Source organism: Actinoplanes octamycinicus, assembly GCF_014205225.1.
Taxonomy (GTDB): domain Bacteria; phylum Actinomycetota; class Actinomycetes; order Mycobacteriales; family Micromonosporaceae; genus Actinoplanes; species Actinoplanes octamycinicus.
The window spans coordinates 4,404,437-4,421,314 of record NZ_JACHNB010000001.1; the positions used below are offsets into that span (position 1 = coordinate 4,404,437).

At 71.3% G+C, this 16,878-nt stretch carries 13 protein-coding genes; 7 read left to right on the forward strand and 6 right to left on the reverse strand.

What is annotated here, in order from left to right; genetic code table 11:
• Positions 1–34: 34 nt before the first annotated feature.
• Complete coding sequence (locus BJY16_RS19305) at positions 35–685, forward strand: TetR/AcrR family transcriptional regulator (protein WP_185040909.1); 651 nt, start codon at positions 35–37, stop codon at positions 683–685.
• Here the strand turns inward: BJY16_RS19305 and BJY16_RS19310 are convergent.
• Both BJY16_RS19310 and BJY16_RS19315 read right to left on the reverse strand, forming a co-directional pair.
• The gene (locus BJY16_RS19310) at positions 628–1,461 is read right to left on the reverse strand and encodes a carbon-nitrogen hydrolase family protein (RefSeq protein WP_185040911.1); all 834 of its coding nucleotides are present in this window, start codon (positions 1,459–1,461) and stop codon (positions 628–630) included. The genes BJY16_RS19305 and BJY16_RS19310 overlap by 58 nt on opposite strands.
• Positions 1,458–2,876, reverse strand: coding sequence for a class I adenylate-forming enzyme family protein (locus BJY16_RS19315; protein ID WP_185040913.1), 1,419 nt, complete (start codon positions 2,874–2,876; stop codon positions 1,458–1,460). Before BJY16_RS19315 ends, BJY16_RS19310 begins: the two co-directional genes overlap by 4 nt.
• A 262-nt stretch (positions 2,877–3,138) precedes the next feature.
• Here BJY16_RS19315 and BJY16_RS19320 point away from each other — a divergent pair, with 262 nt between their 5' ends.
• Positions 3,139–4,326 carry a sensor histidine kinase gene (locus BJY16_RS19320; RefSeq protein WP_203759064.1) on the forward strand — a complete coding sequence of 396 codons (1,188 nt, stop codon included), beginning with the start codon at positions 3,139–3,141 and terminating at the stop codon, positions 4,324–4,326.
• Between the two features lie 12 nt (positions 4,327–4,338).
• On the opposite strand, the gene BJY16_RS19325 is transcribed toward BJY16_RS19320, so the two are convergent.
• Positions 4,339–5,025 carry a response regulator transcription factor gene (locus BJY16_RS19325; protein WP_185040915.1) on the reverse strand — a complete coding sequence of 229 codons (687 nt, stop codon included), beginning with the start codon at positions 5,023–5,025 and terminating at the stop codon, positions 4,339–4,341.
• Positions 5,026–5,204: 179 nt separating this feature from the next.
• Here BJY16_RS19325 and BJY16_RS19330 point away from each other — a divergent pair, with 179 nt between their 5' ends.
• The gene (locus BJY16_RS19330) at positions 5,205–6,167 is read left to right on the forward strand and encodes an ATP-binding cassette domain-containing protein (protein ID WP_185040925.1); all 963 of its coding nucleotides are present in this window, start codon (positions 5,205–5,207) and stop codon (positions 6,165–6,167) included.
• Between the two features lie 35 nt (positions 6,168–6,202).
• Positions 6,203–6,946, forward strand: coding sequence for an ABC transporter permease (locus BJY16_RS19335; RefSeq protein ID WP_185040926.1), 744 nt, complete (start codon positions 6,203–6,205; stop codon positions 6,944–6,946).
• Positions 6,947–6,997: 51 nt separating this feature from the next.
• Here BJY16_RS19335 and BJY16_RS19340 read toward each other — a convergent pair whose 3' ends face one another.
• From BJY16_RS19340 to BJY16_RS19350, 3 genes are all read right to left on the reverse strand, one after another.
• Positions 6,998–9,688 (reverse strand): helix-turn-helix transcriptional regulator, encoded by a 2,691-nt coding sequence (locus BJY16_RS19340; RefSeq protein WP_185040927.1) that lies wholly within the window; start codon positions 9,686–9,688, stop codon positions 6,998–7,000.
• A gap of 473 nt (positions 9,689–10,161) precedes the next feature.
• Positions 10,162–10,821, reverse strand: a complete 660-nt coding sequence (locus tag BJY16_RS19345) for a 4'-phosphopantetheinyl transferase family protein (protein ID WP_185040928.1) — start codon at positions 10,819–10,821, stop codon at positions 10,162–10,164.
• Positions 10,818–11,666 (reverse strand): metallophosphoesterase family protein, encoded by an 849-nt coding sequence (locus BJY16_RS19350; RefSeq protein ID WP_185040930.1) that lies wholly within the window; start codon positions 11,664–11,666, stop codon positions 10,818–10,820. The genes BJY16_RS19345 and BJY16_RS19350 overlap by 4 nt, the downstream gene beginning before the upstream one ends.
• A 105-nt stretch (positions 11,667–11,771) precedes the next feature.
• On the opposite strand from BJY16_RS19350, the gene BJY16_RS19355 reads away from it, so the two are divergent.
• Genes BJY16_RS19355 through meaB form a run of 3 tightly spaced genes read left to right on the forward strand, consistent with a single transcriptional unit; the run spans position 11,772 to position 16,812 of the window.
• Complete coding sequence (locus tag BJY16_RS19355; protein ID WP_185040932.1) at positions 11,772–13,628, forward strand: methylmalonyl-CoA mutase subunit beta; 1,857 nt, start codon at positions 11,772–11,774, stop codon at positions 13,626–13,628.
• A 26-nt stretch (positions 13,629–13,654) separates the two neighbouring features.
• On the forward strand, positions 13,655–15,799 hold the full coding sequence (gene scpA, locus BJY16_RS19360) for a methylmalonyl-CoA mutase (RefSeq protein ID WP_425551366.1): 2,145 nt from the start codon (positions 13,655–13,657) through the stop codon (positions 15,797–15,799).
• A complete protein-coding gene (gene meaB / locus BJY16_RS19365) occupies positions 15,796–16,812 on the forward strand; it encodes a methylmalonyl Co-A mutase-associated GTPase MeaB (RefSeq protein ID WP_185040936.1) in 1,017 nt (338 codons plus the stop codon). Before scpA ends, meaB begins: the two co-directional genes overlap by 4 nt.
• Positions 16,813–16,878: the final 66 nt, after the last annotated feature.

The following is a 16,878-nucleotide window of genomic DNA, read 5'->3' on the forward strand; positions in this document are numbered from 1 at the left end:
ACTTATCATGGCATAGCTGTGCTATAAAAGCCGCATGCCAAAGATCGTTGATCCGTTGGAGCGGCGCCGCGCTGTGGCCGACGCCGTCCACGCCGTCGTCGCCCGGGAGGGTCTGGAGGCGGCGTCGCTGCGCAACGTCGCCGAGGAGGCCGGCCTCGCGATCGGATCGATCCGGCACTACTTCGCCGGCCACGACGAGCTGATCATCTTCGCGCTGCAGGAGCTCGGCCGGCGGGTCGGCGAGCGGGTCTGGGCGCACGCGGAGCGGCTGCTGGAGGAGCCCGGCGGCAGTCGCGAGGACCGGCGCCGGCGCACCGAGGACCTGCTCGCCGAGTTCCTGCCGCTGGACTCGGTGCGCCGGGACGAGCTGGTGCTCTGGCACGAGTTCGCGGTCGCAGCCCGGACCCACCCGTCGTTGTTCGGGCACGCTGACGCGATCCAGCAGACCCTCTACGGCTTGGTGTTGCGTACCCTTCAGGGCGCGCAGCAGGCCGGCGGCCTACCCGCGGCCCTCGACGTGGAGCTGGAGAGCATCCGGCTGCGTGCCCTGCTCGACGGGCTGGGCATGCAGGCCGCGCTGTTCGCCGAGCGGTTCCCGGTGGAGTTGCAGCGTGCGGTGGTCCGCCGTCATCTGGACTCGCTGGTGGGCGCGGTCCCCGCCGTGCCGGCGGCGGACGCGCCGTAAAGGCCGGGCCGCAGGTCACTCAGATAGGTGGTTTCCCGGCGCGCCGCGGCGATGATCTCCGGATAGATCTCGCCGGTCAGCAGGGTCTCCACCCCCGGTTCGGCGACGATCGTACGGCCGTCCGGCGCGGCGATCGTGCTCAGGCCGCAGAACCGCAGCGCCTGCCGGTCGCCGATCCAGTTCGTGTAGGCGATGTAGAGCTGGCTCTCGAAGGCGCGGGCGGGCACCAGAGTACGGGCGACGATCTGCCACGGCTCCATCAGCGCGGTCGGCACCACCAGCAACTGCGTCCCGGCCAGCGCGTGTGCCCGGACCAGCTCGGGGAACTCGACGTCGTAGCAGACCAGCAGGCCGATCCGGAGGCCGTCCACGGCGGCCTGCACGACCGGGACGTCGCCCGCGGTGAACCAGGCCCGGTCGATCTCGCCGAACAGGTGTGTCTTGCGGTAAACGACCTCCTCCCGGCTCTGCGCCGAGACGAGGCGCACCGAGTTGTAGACGGTCTCGGCGTCCCGTTCCGGCCAGCCGTAGACGATGGCCACGCCGGTGCGCCGGGCGATGCTCCGCACCGCTTCGTGCCAGCGGCCGTCGACCGGCTCGGCGGCCTCGGCCAGGCCGGCAGCGTGCAGCGGGTAGCCGGCCAGCGACATCTCCGGGGTCACCAGCAGCCGGGCGCCACCGGCCGCGGCCCGATCCGCGGCCGACTCCAGCCGGCGCAGGAAGTCCGGCACCCCACCCGGGCGGCAGGCCGCCTGCCAGCACGCGATCCGGGTCATGGCGCCGCCGGCCCGGACGCGGCCAGCTCCGCCATCCGCCGCTTGTCCGGCTTGCCGTTGCGGTTCAGCGGAAACTCCGGCAGGACCAGCACCCGATTCGGACGCTCGTACTGCGCGAGGGCGTCGTTGAGCCGGCTCCACCAGTACGCCGGATCGCGCTGCTCCTCGTCCTCGACGAAGAACACCAGGCGGGCCTCGAGGCGCTCGTCCTGCTGCGCCACCACACGTACTGAGCAGCCGGCCGCGGCCGCCTTGCGCTCGATCAGCTCCGGATAGAGGGTGTAGCCCAGCCGGTGCACCGCGAGCTTGCGGCCCAGCACGGTGAGGTTGCCGTTCTCGTCCAGATGTCCCAGGTCACCGGTCTGCTGCCAGCCGCCGGGCAGCGGGATCAGCGTGCCGTCCTCGGCCAGGTGGCCCTGCATCGCGTCCGGGGTGTCGACCTCGACCTCGCCGGCCACACCCGGGCCGTTCTCGTGTCCCTCGTCGTCGACGATCCGGACCCGGATGCCGTCCATCGCCCGGCCGCAGGCGACCGGGTTGTCCAGGGTGGCGAACGAGATGTTGCCCAGTTCGGTGCTGCCGTAGCTGTCCAGCAGCGGCATCCCGAACTCGGTGGTGTACCGGTCGACCAGGGCACTGTCCAGGGGAGCCGCGCCGACGCAGAACATCCGGACCCGGTCCAGGCAGGAACGCAGCTCGGGGTTGCGGGTCACCAGGTTCAGCATGCTGCGGTAGCTGGCGGGGGTGGCGTCGATGACCGTGGCGCCGCTGATCCCGGCCAGCAGCAGCGAGCGGTCCAGCCGCCAGTACGGTGCGACGACCAGCGAGCACCGGCGCAGCCAGGCGATCAGGACCATGGACAGGCCGTACTGGTGGGCGAACGGCAGCAGGGGGAGCAGGACGTCGCCGGAGTGGTGTCCCACCTGGTCGGCGTTGCGCTCCAGGTTGCGCAGGAAGCTGCGGCCGGTTTTCACCGCGCCCTTCGGCGAGCCGGTCGAGCCGGACGTCCACATGATCAGGCCGTCGTCGAGAGAGCGCCAGATGCCGGCGTCCACCCGGTCGCCGAGCACCGTCCGGCCCGCGCCGGCGACGAGGAGTTCGGTCAGAGTGATCGGCTGAAGCGCGGGGTCGACCGGCGCGTCGTTGTCGACCAGGACCACCTTCACCCGGGCGCGTTGCGCGATCCGAGTGGTGGCCTCGACCTGCTCGCGCTGGTCGGCCAGGACGATCGAGGCGCCGACGTGCATCAGTCCGAGCAGGGTGGCGACCCAGGCCGGCGAGTTGCCGGCCTTGAGCATCACCCGGTCGCCCGGACCGACGCCGTAGTCCTGCAGGACCGCGGCGATGCGCAGCGCCTCCAGCTCGAACGCCGCCATGGCCTGTGCCGAATCAGGGCTGATGATGGATGCGGTCATCGGTGGCGAGATTCCTCTCCTGCCCGGCCCGCCGGGACGGCGCGCACGGCTGTGCCGCCGGCTCCGGCTGCGCGGCTCCGCGTTCGTCGAGAGACCAGCGTCGCGGCGACGGCCAGCACCCGGTAACCCCTACCGTCCCTTGCCCGGACCCGTGACCGGCGCCGCATCGGCGGAGTCGCGACTGCGTGTGCCGGGTCGGCTACTGTGACCGGATGTTTGGTTTGCCGCCGTCCCGAATGTCCGCACTTTTCCGGCCGGCGCGGTGAGCCGGAGCGCTGCCGACAGCCCACCCCCGCCGGCCGGTGGTGACGCGCGGGCCCACCTGATCGACCGCCTCGCGCCCAGCTGGCTGGTCATGCAGCTGTTCGGCACGGTGGTCCTGCTCGGCGCGCTGGCGACCAGCAGGGAAAGCCGGTTCTGGATGTGGTCGCTGTACTGCGCCAGCCTGGTGTGCTGGCTGGTCTACCTGGTCAGCGGCCGGCGTTTCCCCCGCTTCGCCTGGATCGAGCTGGCCGTCGGCACGCTGCTCGCGGCGGCCACCCTCGGGCACGCCGACGACGTCACCGCGAGCGTGCTGGCCAGCGTCTTGATCGGACGATTCACCGCGCTGGCCGGACCACCGGCACGGGTCATCACGATGGTGGTGATCCTGGCCGTCAGCATCCCGGCGGTCACCACGCTGGCCACCGGCCGATCCACCTCGGAGCTGATCACCTACGTGGCGCTGTTACTGACCGCGGCCCTGCTCGGGCTCAACCGTCGGCAGTACCTGCTGCGCCTGGTGCAGACCGAGGAACTGCTGGCCGAGACCCGGCAGCGACGGGCCGAGGAGGAGCGGGCCGCCGCGCTGGGAGAACGAGCCCGGATCGCCCGGGAGATCCACGACGTGCTGGCCCACTCGCTCGGCGCGCTCGGCGTCCAGCTGCAGGTGGTGGAGACGCTGCTGGAGCAGAACCGGGACGTCGACACGGCGCTGGTCCGGGTCCGCCGATCGCAGGAACTGGCCCGTGAGGGGGTGAACGAGGCGCGGCGGGCGGTCGCGGTGCTGCGCGGCGACGTTCCGGAGCTGTCCAGCGCGCTCGCCGAACTGGTCGCCGCGCACCGGCACGATCACCTGGTGGCCGTCCGTGCGGAGGTCGAGGGGCTGGCCCGGGCGCTGCCCAAGGAGGTGGCGACTTCGCTGATCATGGTGGCCCGGGAGGCGCTGACCAACGCCGCCCGGCACGCGCCCGGCGCCGAGGTCACGATCACCCTGAGCTATCGGCCGGGTAGCGTACGACTGCGGGTCCGCAACGGCATCCCGGCCGCGCCGGGCAGGACCGCGGTGCCGCGCACCCACGGGTACGGGTTGGTCGGCATGCGGGAACGGGTGGCGCTGGTCGGCGGCACGCTGACCGCCGGCCCGCTGGCCGGCCAGGCCTGGCAGGTGGAGGCCGAACTGCCCGGCTGAGTCCGGCGCCGGCTATCGCCCGAGGTGGTGGTCGTTGGCGTAGCGCGCCGCCTCGACCCGGTTACGCACACCGGTCTTGGCGTACGCGTTGTTGAGGTGTGTCTTGACCGTCGCCTCGCTGATGAACAACTGCCCGGCGATCTCGGCGTTGCTGAGACTGCGCGCCACCATGCTCAGTACCTGGGCCTCGCGCCTGGTCAGGCCGTCCGGCAGCGGGCCGTCGGCCGGTGCCTCGTCCCGAGCGACCGGCGAGTGTTGCCGGGCGGTCAGCGCGTCGATCACGGTCCGTGACACGTTGGCGTCGAGCGTCCAGTTGCCGGCCGTCGCCGAGCGGATCGCCGCCAGGATCTCCTGCCGCCCGGAGTTCTTGGTCAGGTAGCCGCGGGCCCCGGCTCGCAGCGCGTCGGCGACCGACGCGTCGTCGGCGAAGGTGGACAGCACGACCACCGCGACACCAGGGCAGGTCTCGGTGATCACTGAGGTGGCCGCGACCCCGTCCATCACCGGCATCCGCAAGTCCATCAGCATCACGTCCGGCGCGGCCTCACGGGCCAGCCGCACCGCCTGCTCGCCGTCGGTCGCCTCGCCGACCACCTCGACACCGTCGAGCAGTTCGGCCAGCGCCACCAATCCTTCCCGGATGGTCTGCTGATCGTCGACAATGGCCAGCCGGACGACCGGCGTCTGGTGCTCCTGCACGGATGTCCCTCGGGGGTTCGAGAAGCGGGTACCGGCTGTCAGGGTAGCGGTTACGCCTGATCCGTCCCGATCTCCGGCCGCCCCTCACTGGGGCGGCTAGGGGTTGTTGGCCGATCCCGGCGCTTCCTACGGTTTGACCCACCGGCTCGCCGGCAGCCGCTTTCAGACAGGGTGCATTGATGATCAAAGTGCGGGGCCTGGCGAAGACGTTCAAGACCCGGGGCCGGACGGTCCCGGCGGTCCAAGGCGTCGACATCGACGTCGCCGAGGGCGAGATGGTGGGTTTCCTCGGCCCCAACGGCGCGGGCAAGAGCACCACTCTGCGGATGCTCGCGACACTGCTGCGGCCGTCCGCGGGGGAAGCCGTGGTGGCCGGCTGCGATCTGCTCTCCGACCCCTCCGGGGTACGCCGCCGGATCGGCTACGTCGGGCAGGGCAACGGCGCCGGCGCCGGTCAGCGGGTCGCCGAGGAGTTGATCACTCAAGCCCGGCTCTACGGCATGCCGGCCGCAGCCGCCCGCGAACGGGTCGGCGAGCTGCTCGAACGCTTCGACCTGGCGGCGCTGGGCGAGCGTACGGCCGGAACGCTCTCCGGTGGCCAGCGGCGCCGCCTCGACATCGTGATGGGCGTGCTGCACCAGCCCCGGCTGATCTTCCTCGACGAGCCGTCCACGGCGCTCGACCCGCAGAGTCGAAACAACCTCTGGCAGCACATCCGGTCGTTGCGCGACGAGCACAACTGCACCGTCTTCCTCACCACGCACTATCTCGACGAGGTGGACGCGCTGTGCGAGCGGATCCTGATCATTGACGCCGGCCGGATCATCGCCGAGGGCAGCCCGGACGTCCTGAAAGCGGAGATCTCCGGCGACCAAGTCACGCTGGGCGTGAGCGATCCGGCGGAAGCCGCGGCGACGGTCACCCGCGAGCCGGAGGTGCAGGACCTGACCACGCACGGCACGCACCTGAGCTTCCGGGTGCCGGGCGGGGACACCGTGGTGCCCGTGCTGATGCGTGCCCTGGACGCGGCCGGCGTCACCGTCACCTCGGTGCAGATCCAGCGGCCGACCCTCGACGACGTCTTTCTCACCCTCACCGGCCGCAGTCTGCGCGAAGCCGGCCCGACTCCCGACCCGGCGTAGGCCGGGTCCCGACCCCTGGCCCAAGAGGGATGACCATGCAACTAGTGCGGCAGACCGGCCTGATCCTGCGGCGCACGGCGCGTACCTGGTATCGCAGCCCCGTCGCGATCTTCGTTGGGTTCTCCGGTCCACTCATCTATCTCGTTCTGTTCGGGCCGCTGCTGGAGGGCAGCCTCGGCGGTGACCCGTGGCAGTGGTTCGTCCCGGGCATGCTGATGCAACTCACCGTCTTCGGTGCGGCCTACGCCGGTTTCTCCCTGACGCCCGAACTGCGCAACGGCGTGATGGAGCGACTGTGGGTCGCCCCGGTCAGCCGCATGGCTCTCCTGCTCGGCCGGGTGCTCAGCGACGTGGCCCAGCTGACGCTGCAGGGTGTGCTTCTCCTGGCGGTGGCGGTGGCGCTGGGCTTCCGCACCTCGCTGCCAGCGATGATCTGCGCGTTGGCGCTGGCCGCTCTGCTCGGCGCCGGGCTGAGCGCGGCTTCGTACGCGATGGCCCTGCGGATCCGGGAGGAGAATCGCTTCGCGCCGCTGCTGAGCATGCTGCTGCTGCCGTTGATGCTCCTCTCCGGGGTGCTGCTGCCGATGGAGTCGGCGCCGGGCTGGCTGCACGCGCTGTCGCTGGCCAACCCGCTGACGTATGTCGTTGACGCGTTGCGGGCCATCACCGCGCAGCAATACGCCACCGACGACACGCTGACCGGCCTGGCGGTCACCGCCGGGCTCGGGGTGCTCTGCACGTTCTGGGGCCTGCGGGCGATGGCCCGCGAGCAGACCTGATCGGTGTCGGCTCGGCCGGCCCCGTTCGTCACCGGACGGGGCCGCTCCATGTCAGCCGCGGGCGACCAGGCGGTCGAAGGCGGCCGGCAAGGCGTTGCGGCCGCTGAGGTTCAGTTTTCGATACACCCTGGTCAGATGCTGTTCTACGGTGCTCATCGTGATGTAGAGCTTGGTAGCGATCTCCCGGTTGGTGTGCCCGGCCGCGGCGAGGGTGGCGACTCGGTGTTCCGCGTAGCTGAGGGCCGGATGCCCGTCGAGCTCGGTCACCGGGCCCTCGTGGGTGGCCCCGTCCGAGCCGGAGGACTCCGCCACCAGTCGTTCGAGCAAGGGGATCACCCGCGGCTCCTCGCCCGGGCGGTCCGCCTGCCGGGACGTGGTCCGTATCCGGCGATGCTCCCGGATCGACCGGTACGCCTCCCCGAGATCGGACAGCGTGCACGACAGTTCGGCCCGGTCCGTATCCGGAGCCGGTCGTGCCGGGGCCGGGCGATAGCGGCTGTCGGAGACCGGGCTGTGATGCCTCAGCATGGTGCCGAACCCGCGAGCCGGCTGTGCGCCGGTCCGGCGGCTCTGTTGCGGCCGGTTCAGCCGTGCGTTGGCCCGGCTCGCGGCGGCCCGCCAGGGAACCAGTGTGGCCAGGTCGATGCCCCAAGCCCGCATCAGCTCACCGCAGCGGAGAAAATCGGCGAGCGCGGCCTGCGGGCGGTCGGCGGCCAGGTGGAACTCACCTCGGGCGTACAGGTAGTGCAGGCCGTATCGCGTCCCGAGCATCTCCTGGGGAAGCGGGCGGCCGGCGTACTCGGCAGCCGCGGTCAGGTCACCGCTGATGGTGGCGGCGAGCAGCAGCACCGAGATCGGACCGGCCACGGCGACTCCCCAAGCCGGCTCCGGCAGGTGCCGCAGGGCGAGCCGCGCTTGGGTCACCGCCGTGGTGAGGTCGCCGTGTCGCAGCGCTGTCTCGGCATGCAGCCCGGCAAGCCGCGCCCGCCACGCCGCGCTGCCGGTGCGCGCGGCCCGGTCCAGCATGACCTCACCGGCCGCCGCGGCCCGGCCCAGCTCATCTGAATAGATCAGGGCGAGTAGAGCGGATTCGACGTCCTCGAAGGCAGCCGACGTCGGCTCCGCGGCCTGCAGCAGGCGCTCGGCGGCGATCGGGTCTTGACTGTCGGCCTGCTGGGTGAGCACCCGGTGCAGGATCGCCGGGCCGGTCCGCTGATACGCCCGCGGGCCGGGCTCGGGATAGCCCAGGTGGTCGACCAGTGCGGGGTAGGAGACCGCGATCAGCAGGCGCAGGTCCTGGAGATCCGCCGGGTGGAGGTCGCCGGTGCGTTCGCCGACAAGCGTGACTGCCTCCACCGCGTCCGCGTAGTGGCTCTGCCGCAGCAGGTAACGCAGCATGGCAGCGGTGTACGCGCCGCCGGAGCGGATCTCTTGCAGCGCGCCGCGCACGTTGGCCGTGCACCTGGCCATGCTGAATGCGGCGAGCTGCCACTCGACCCCGGTCAACCGAACCAGGATGCCGGCCAGTCGCCGGTCGTCGGCGCCCTGTGCCCGGGCCTGTTCCAGGCAGCGGTGCGCGAAGTCGGCGTCGTCGGCGATCGCCTCGTCGGCGGCCTGGCACAGGACATCGACCATCGGATCCGGCCCGGATCCGGCAGCCAGCAGGTGCCGGGCGACCCGCCGGGCGCTCGCGCCCCGAGTGTGCAGCAGCTGCGCAGCCCGGCGGTTGAGCCCGGCGGTTTCGCTGGTCGCCACATCGTCCAGGACGGCGTCGCGGACGGCGGGGGACACCGGCTTGTCGTGCCGGGTGAGCCCGGCCCGGTCGAGCTCGGCGAGCAGACGCACCACCCGGTCCGGGGCGAGACCGATCAGATGCGAGACCAACTCCGTCGAGCTGGACTCGCCGAGCACGGCTGCGGCCCGGGCAGCCCGGGTGACCGTCTCGTCGTAGCGGCCCAGGCAGGTCAGCACAGCGTGCTGGAAACGATCGCCGTACCCCAGCGTGGCCCGGTGGGCCACGTCAGGGCTGTCGGCCGGCGCCGCCTCGCAGTCGTCGAGCAGCGCCTGCAGCAGGGTCGGGTTGCCGCCGCTGACGCTGTGGCACCGAGCGCTCAGGGCGTCATCGGGCGTGCCCGTCCGTTGCGCCACGACCCGGCCCACGCCGGCGCGGGACAGCAGCTCGAGCTGGATGCGTTGGTCGGCGGCTCCTCGCAGCCGGCTGCCGAGCGAGCCGTCCTGGGCGGTCGGCAGATCGCTGACTACCAGGAGGATGCGGCGTCCGTCGAGTCGCCGGGCGAGCGCCACCAGACACTCCAGCGACTCGGTGTCGGCCTGGCCGATGTCGTCGACGCAGATCAGCAGCGGGGCTTGGACGGCCAGTTCGAGCAGGATCGTGCTGAGGTCCTCGGACGACGGCCGGCTCTCGACGGGCGGTCCGGCATCACAGTCCGTATCGGTCAGGTACGGAACAGCGAACCGTGGAGTGGCCGGCCCGGCGAAGGCCTCGGTCATCAGCTGGCCGAGCACGCCCAGCGGGAAATCGGCCTCGCTGCTTGAGCTCGCGGCGAACAGCACGGTCGCGCCGGAATCGGCGGCGTCGGCGCACAGGGCGGCCAGCAGGGCGGTCCGGCCACTACCGGCCGGACCGGTGACCGCGACCAGGCTGCCACGTCCCCGGCCGGCCGCGGCGAGCCGATCGCGGAGCGCCCGGCCCGGGTCCTCTCGTTCGACCAGTACATGCAAGTGTGACAACTGATCCCCCGTACCATGAACTTCTCTCGGCCTTGCCTTTTGGGCGCGACCATTGCCAAATGTTTCCATCCCGTTAAGCGGGACCTGGGCTTCGCCTTCCTTGCGGTGTGAGGAATGGCGGAACGACCAGGAACCTAGCACGCGAATAGTTCGTTCGGGTGATCCAGAACATTTGACAGAGTGATGCCACGGCAAGATCGAGATTGCGATTCGACTGCACAGAGTGGGTCTGGGGCGCGGTCGCTGCTCGCATCGCTATTCACTGTGATGAATAGCACTCCTGTGTCCGGCCTCCTCGCGGCGCCGCTGAGCAGGCGCTCTGTCGGCGTTCCGGCCGGTAGGGGTTGCCTCGCGAAGCGAGTTGTGATTAGCGGCCGCGCGGAGCCTGCGGATGCTCGGCGAGAGCATGAATTTGTTCCGCAAGACAATCATCGTGGGCGATTGATAATGGCACGATGCAAATTTCAGGCGTGGACCGTCACCGCGGTCAGCATGAGATCTCCGCGGACCAGCCAGCGCCCCGTGAAACCGGTCAGAGCGGGCCCGCCGTCGAGCCGATCTCCCGGGACGCGCAGACGCGCGGAGAACTCCGCGGCGAACGGGTCGATGCTCAGCTCCGCCTCGTCGAATCCGAGCATCCGCCCGGTCAATGGGAACCATGCCTTGAACACGGACTCCTTGGCGCTGAACAGTAGCCGGTCCCAGCGGATCGCTGGATACCGCAGGGCGAGCCCGGCCAGCCGGCGCCGTTCGGCGGGCAGCGACACCGCCTCCAGGATCCCCTCGGGCAGCGGCGCGTGCGGCTCGGCGTCGATACCCAGCGAGGTCAGATCGGTGCGGGCGGCCACGGCGGCACCCCGGTACCCGGCACAGTGCGTGATGCTGCCGATCACCCCGGACGGCCACACCGGATCGCGCCCCGGCCCGGCCGGGATCGGCACGGGCGCGAAGCCCAACTGGGTCAACGCCTCACGGGCACAACGCCGGGCGGTCACGAACTCGCGCCGCCGAGACTCCACGGACCGGCCGACCGACGCCTCCTCGCCGGGGAACACCGGTTCGCCGGTCCGATCGGAGAACGCTTCGGCGACGCACACATCGGCCGGAAGGATCTCGCCGATCATGACGCGTACTCCGGCGCCGCCAGGACGGTGCGCAGCACGGTGGGGTGCTCGCCCCGGCGGGGCAGCCACTCCCGCGGATAGCCCAGCGAGACCTCCTCGAACCGAACACCGTCGTAGTGGGTGGTCCGCGGGATGTGCAGATGGCCGTAGACGGCGACCTCGGCACGGAACCGCACGTGCCAGTCCGCGGTCCGTTCGGTGCCGCACCACTGCGCGAACTCGGGATGGCGCAGCACCGCGGTGGGCTGCCGGACCAGCGGCCAGTGGCTGACCAGGACGGTCCGCATCCCCGGATCGCAGGCTTGGAGCCGGCGTTCGGTCGCGGCGAGACGGGCCCGGCACCACGCCTCGCGGCTGGGGTACGGATCCGGGTGCAGCATCATCTCGTCGCTGCAGACCACCCCGGTCTGGTACGCGTACCGCAGCGACTCGGCCTTGGTCCGCGTTCCCGGCGCCCGGAAGGTGTAGTCGTAGAGCAGGAAGAGCGGTGCGATCACCAGCGGACCATCCGGGCCTGGCCAGACGGCATAGTCGTCCTCGGGCGTCAGCACACCCCATTCCTGCACGGCGGCCACCAACGCGCGATACCGGCCTTCGCCCCGCAACGTCACCGGATCCTGCGGGTGCGTCCAAAGCTCGTGGTTGCCCGGAGTCCAGATCACCCGGGCGAAGCGCCGGCTGAGCATCCGCAGCACATCCACCACGTCGTCGAACAGCTCGCCGACGTCACCGGCGACGAGCAGCCAGTCCTGATCGGACCGCGGCTGCAGCGCGTCGGCGAGCCGGCGGTTCTGCGGGTACGTCACGTGCAGGTCGCTGACGGCGAACAGCGTTCCGGCGCTCATGGCGGACACCGTAGGCAGCCACCGGCACCGACGGCCATCACCCCTACCCGGGTCAGGGGTTCACACCGGGTGAGATGTGGCTCGGCCCGCCGTTATGTTCGGCCCATGATCGTGCCGTCGCCGGAGTCCCCGGGCCGGACCACCGCCACGCCGCAGTTTCCGCCCCGTACCACCGCGGACTGGCGCCGGACCGCCCTGCTCGTGCTGCAGCGCGCCGGCCGAGCGGACGAGCGAACGAGCGCCGACCAGGTCGACGCATTGCTGGCCACGACCAGCCCGGAGGGCATCCGGTCGGCGCCGCTCTACACCGTGGCCGACGCGCTGCCGGACCCCGGGATTCCCGGGCGGTTCCCGTTCGTGCGGGGCGGCCGGCCGGTGGACCAGAGCGTCGGCGGCTGGGATGTCCGGCAGCGGTACGCCGACCCGGACCCGGCCAGCACGCGCGACGCACTGCTAGCCGATCTGCGGCACGGCGTGACCTCGCTGTGGCTGGTGCTGGGCGAGGCCGGCCTGCCGGTTGACGCTCTCAGCGAGGTGCTGGCCCCGGTTCAGCTCGACCAGGCCGGCCTGGTGCTGGACGCCGGGAACGAGGCTGCCGAGGCGGTCGAAGCCTGGCTACGGATCGCTCCGGCCGGCGCCCACGGCAGCCTGGGACTCGACCCGCTCGGTGTCCGGGCCCGGCTCGGCCGGCCGGCCCGGACCGATCCGGCAGAGGCCGCGGCCCTGGCGCTGCGCTGCGCGACCAGGCACCCCGGGATGCGCACGTTCACCGTCGATGCGACCGTCCACCATGACGCCGGCGCCGGTGACGCCGAGGAGCTGGGGTTCGCGCTGGCCACCGGTGTGGAGTACCTGCGGGCGCTGACCGCGGCCGGGTTCGACGTCGCTTCGGCTCTCGACCGGCTGGAGTTCCGGTACGCGGCTACCGCCGACCAGTTCGCCACCATCGCCAAGTTTCGCGCCGCCCGCCGGTTGTGGGCCCGGGTCGCGCAGGTCTGCGGGGTGCCCGCCGCCGGAGCACAGCGGCAGCACGCGGTCACGTCGGCAGCGATGATGACCGTCCGTGCCCCGTGGTCGAACCTGCTGCGCACCACGATCGCCACCTTCGCCGCCGGGATCGGCGGCGCTGACGCGATCACCGTCCAGCCGTTCGACCTCAGCCTCGGCCTGCCCGGCGCGGACGCCCGTCGGCTGGCCCGCAACACACACGCCGTGCTCCTGGACGAGGCCGGCTTGGCGCGGGTCGCCGACCCTGCCGGAGGCTCCTGGTATGTCGAGCGGCTGACCGCTGACCTGGCCGCCGCGGCCTGGGATCGGTTCACCGAGATCGAACGGGCCGGTGGTATGGAGGCCGCCCTGGACAGCGGGATGATCGCCGACCGGCTGGCAGAGACCTGGGATCGCCGGCACGTCGCCATCAGCAGCCGAGCCGCGCCGATCATCGGGGTGACCGAGTTCCCGGACCTCGACGAGCAGCTACCGCTGCGCGTTCCGGCCCCGGCCGGGCTCGCCGGCGGGCTGCCTCGGCACCGCTACGCCGAGACGTTCGAGGCGCTGCGCGACCGGGCCGAGATGCACACCGCGGCGACCGGGCGGCGACCCACCGTCTTCCTGGCCACGCTGGGCCCACCGGCGGTGCACAACGCCCGGGCGGCCTTCGCGGCCGGCCTGTTCGCCGCCGGTGGCATCGCGGTACTGCGCGACGAGACCGGCGACGCCCCGGCGGACCTGGCCGCCGCGTTCCGCGCCAGTGGCCTCTCGATCGTCTGCCTGTGCTCTTCGGACAAGCGGTACGCCGAGGACGCCGGCCGGGTCGCGGCCGCCCTCGCCGCAGCCGGCGCGCGGCGGGTCTGGATGGCCGGGCGACCCGGCCCCTACGAGGCCGTCAATTCTTACTTGTACGCGGGATGCGACGCCGTGGACGTGCTGCGCACCACGCTGAGCGACCTCGAGGTGGCCTGATGATCCCGGATTTCTCCACCGTCGGCCTGGGCGAGCCCCGTTCCGAGGATGCCGCGCCGTCGGCGGTGCCGGCCCGGCCGACGCCCGAGGGCATCCCGGTCAAGCCCTTGTACACCGCGGACGACCTGGCCGGGATCGACTTCCTGGATTCGCTGCCCGGCTTCGCCCCGTTCGTTCGCGGCCCCTACCCGACGATGTACACCACCCGCCCGTGGACGATCCGGCAGTACGCCGGCTTCTCCACCGCGGAAGAGTCCAACCAGTTCTACCGCCGCAACCTGGCCGGCGGTCAGAAAGGTCTGTCGGTCGCCTTCGATCTGGCCACCCACCGCGGTTACGACTCCGACCACCCGCGGGTCAGCGGTGACGTCGGCATGGCCGGAGTCGCCATCGACTCCATCCTCGACATGCGTGAGCTGTTCGACGGCATCCCGCTGGACCGGATGAGCGTCTCGATGACCATGAACGGCGCGGTCCTGCCGATCCTGGCGCTGTACATTGTGGCGGCTGAGGAGCAGGGAGTGGCGCCGGAGCAGCTGTCCGGAACCATCCAGAACGACATCCTCAAGGAGTTCATGGTCCGCAACACTTACATCTACCCGCCCGGGCCGTCGATGCAGGTGGTCTCGGACATCTTCGCCTATACGTCGGCCAGGATGCCGCGGTACAACTCGATCTCCATCTCCGGGTACCACATGCAGGAGGCCGGGGCCACCGCCGACCTGGAGCTGGCGTACACGCTCGCCGACGGTCTGGAATACCTGCGCGCCGGGATCGCCGCCGGGCTGGACGTCGACGCGTTCGCGCCCCGCCTGTCGTTCTTCTGGGGTGTCGGGATGAACTACTTCATGGAGGTCGCCAAGCTGCGCGCCGCCCGGCTGCTCTGGGCTGGGCTGGTCCAGCAGTTCGGGGCCACCGATCCGAAATCGCTGAGCCTTCGCGCGCATTGCCAGACCTCGGGCTGGTCACTGACCGCCCAGGACCCCTGGAACAACGTGATCCGGACCGGTCTGGAGGCGATGGCCGCGGTGCAGGGTCAGACCCAGTCGCTGCACACCAACGCGCTCGACGAGGCGCTCGCTCTGCCGACCGATTTCTCCGCCCGGATCGCGCGCAACACCCAGTTGCTGCTGCAACAGGAATCCGGCGCGACCAGCGTGATCGATCCGTGGGGCGGCAGCTACTACGTCGAGCGACTCACCCACGATCTGGCGCGCCGGGCCACCACACATCTGGACGAGATCGCCGCGGCCGGCGGAATGACGCAAGCGATCTCCGAAGGCATCCCGAAGCTGCGGATCGAGGAGGCCGCGGCCCGTACCCAGGCTCGCATCGACTCCGGCCGGCAGCCGGTCATCGGGGTCAACAAGAATCTCGCCCCGGAGGAGAGGCGGCTCGACGTTCTCAAGGTCGACAACGCGGCGGTGCGAGCCGGTCAGCTGGCGAAACTACGACGGCTGCGCTCGGAACGAGACGGTGCCGCGGTCACCGCAGCGCTCGGAGCGCTCGCTGACGCGGCCCGCGCGGCTCTTGCGAATCGGCGTGGGTCCGGGCTCGACCAGAACCTGCTCGCCCTGGCGATCGACGCGGCCCGGAACAAGGCCACGGTCGGGGAGATCTCCGCGGCTCTGGAGGAGGTCTTCGGACGTTACGCCGCCAACCCGCGTACTGTCTCCGGCGTCTATCGATCCGAGGCCGGACCCGAGGCCGGCCTGGAGCGGACCCGGTCCGCGGCGGACGCGTTCGCCGCGGCCGAAGGCCGCCGGCCGCGGATCCTGATCGCCAAGATGGGCCAGGACGGGCACGACCGCGGCCAGAAGGTGATCGCCTCCGCGTTCGCCGACCTTGGTTTCGACGTGGACGTCGGCCCGCTGTTCAGCACCCCCGCCGAGGTCGCGCGCCAGGCCATCGACGCGGACGTGCACATCGTCGGGGTCAACTCGCTCGCCGCCGGCCATCTCACCCTGGTGCCGGCGCTGCGCGACGAACTGGCCGCCCTCGGCCGGGGCGACATCATGATCGTGGTCGGTGGCGTCATCCCGCCGCAGGACGTCGACGCTCTGGTCGAGGCCGGGGCGACTGCGGTCTTCGGCCCCGGTACTGTCCTCGGCACGGCCGCCGGCGACCTGCTCACCGCATTGGCTCGATCACTCGGACACCCGGCGGGATGACCAGCGGCCGGCCCGTCGATGTCGAGCAGTACGCGGCCGGGGTGCGAGCCGGCGCCCCGGCATGGGTCTCCCGCGCCATCACGCTCGTGGAGTCGGTCCGACCGGATCACCGCTCCGCCGCGCAACGGCTGCTGACGCTTCTACAAGCCACACCCGCCGCCGCCGTCCGGGTCGGCGTGACCGGTGTCCCCGGCGCCGGCAAGTCGACCTTCATCGACGCGCTCGGCAGCCGACTGGTCGAGAACGGCCACCGGGTCGCGGTACTCGCGGTGGACCCGTCGTCGACCCGCACCGGCGGAAGCGTCTTGGGGGACCGGACCCGGATGGCGCGGTTGAGTGCGCATCCCGCGGCGTTCGTCCGGCCGTCACCCTCCGGCGGTACTCTGGGTGGCGTCGCCCGGGCGACCCGTGAGGCGATGGTCGTCGTGGAGGCGGCCGGCTACGACGTGGTGCTGGTCGAAAGCGTCGGCGTCGGGCAATCGGAGGTCGACCTGGCCGGGATGGTCGACACCATGCTACTGCTGACCCTGGCCGGCACCGGTGACCAGCTGCAGGGGATCAAGAGGGGGATCCTGGAGTCGGCCGACATCATCGCGGTGAACAAGTCCGACGGACCCAACCTGGCCGGCGCGCGCCTGGCGGCCCGTGAACTGGCGGTGGCGTTGCGTCTGCTCACCAACCACACCACCAGCTCCTGGCGGCCACCGGTCCTCACCTGCAGCGCTCGGGAGAACACCGGCATCGCGGAGATCTGGCGATCAGTGACCGAGCATCATGCCCGATCCGCCGCCTCGGGTGAGCTCTCCGCTCGACGCGAACGCCAGCGGGTGGACTGGTTGTGGGCCTTGGTCCGCGACGGACTCGCTGAGCTGCTGACCGAAAATCCCGTTGTCCGACGCGAGGCTAGCGCCATGGAATCCGAGGTGGCCGCGGGCAAGTTGCCTCCGGCGACAGCGGCCGAGCGGATCCTGGCAGCGCTCCACGGCAACTACCGCGCTGACGACGGCGAATGAACGGGTGGGCCGCGGTTGCAACAGCCGTGAGCGGCGGCGTTGTTGGGGACGGCCCAGCTGCGGTTC

Coding starts and splice junctions, on each gene's coding strand:
- BJY16_RS19305 (WP_185040909.1), top strand. CDS start 35: ATGCCAAAGATCGTTGATCCGTTGGAGCGGCGCCGCGCTGTGGCCGAC.
- BJY16_RS19310 (WP_185040911.1), bottom strand. CDS start 1,461: ATGACCCGGATCGCGTGCTGGCAGGCGGCCTGCCGCCCGGGTGGGGTG.
- BJY16_RS19315 (WP_185040913.1), bottom strand. CDS start 2,876: ATGACCGCATCCATCATCAGCCCTGATTCGGCACAGGCCATGGCGGCG.
- BJY16_RS19330 (WP_185040925.1), top strand. CDS start 5,205: ATGATCAAAGTGCGGGGCCTGGCGAAGACGTTCAAGACCCGGGGCCGG.
- BJY16_RS19335 (WP_185040926.1), top strand. CDS start 6,203: ATGCAACTAGTGCGGCAGACCGGCCTGATCCTGCGGCGCACGGCGCGT.
- BJY16_RS19345 (WP_185040928.1), bottom strand. CDS start 10,821: ATGATCGGCGAGATCCTTCCGGCCGATGTGTGCGTCGCCGAAGCGTTC.
- BJY16_RS19350 (WP_185040930.1), bottom strand. CDS start 11,666: ATGAGCGCCGGAACGCTGTTCGCCGTCAGCGACCTGCACGTGACGTAC.
- BJY16_RS19355 (WP_185040932.1), top strand. CDS start 11,772: ATGATCGTGCCGTCGCCGGAGTCCCCGGGCCGGACCACCGCCACGCCG.
- meaB (WP_185040936.1), top strand. CDS start 15,796: ATGACCAGCGGCCGGCCCGTCGATGTCGAGCAGTACGCGGCCGGGGTG.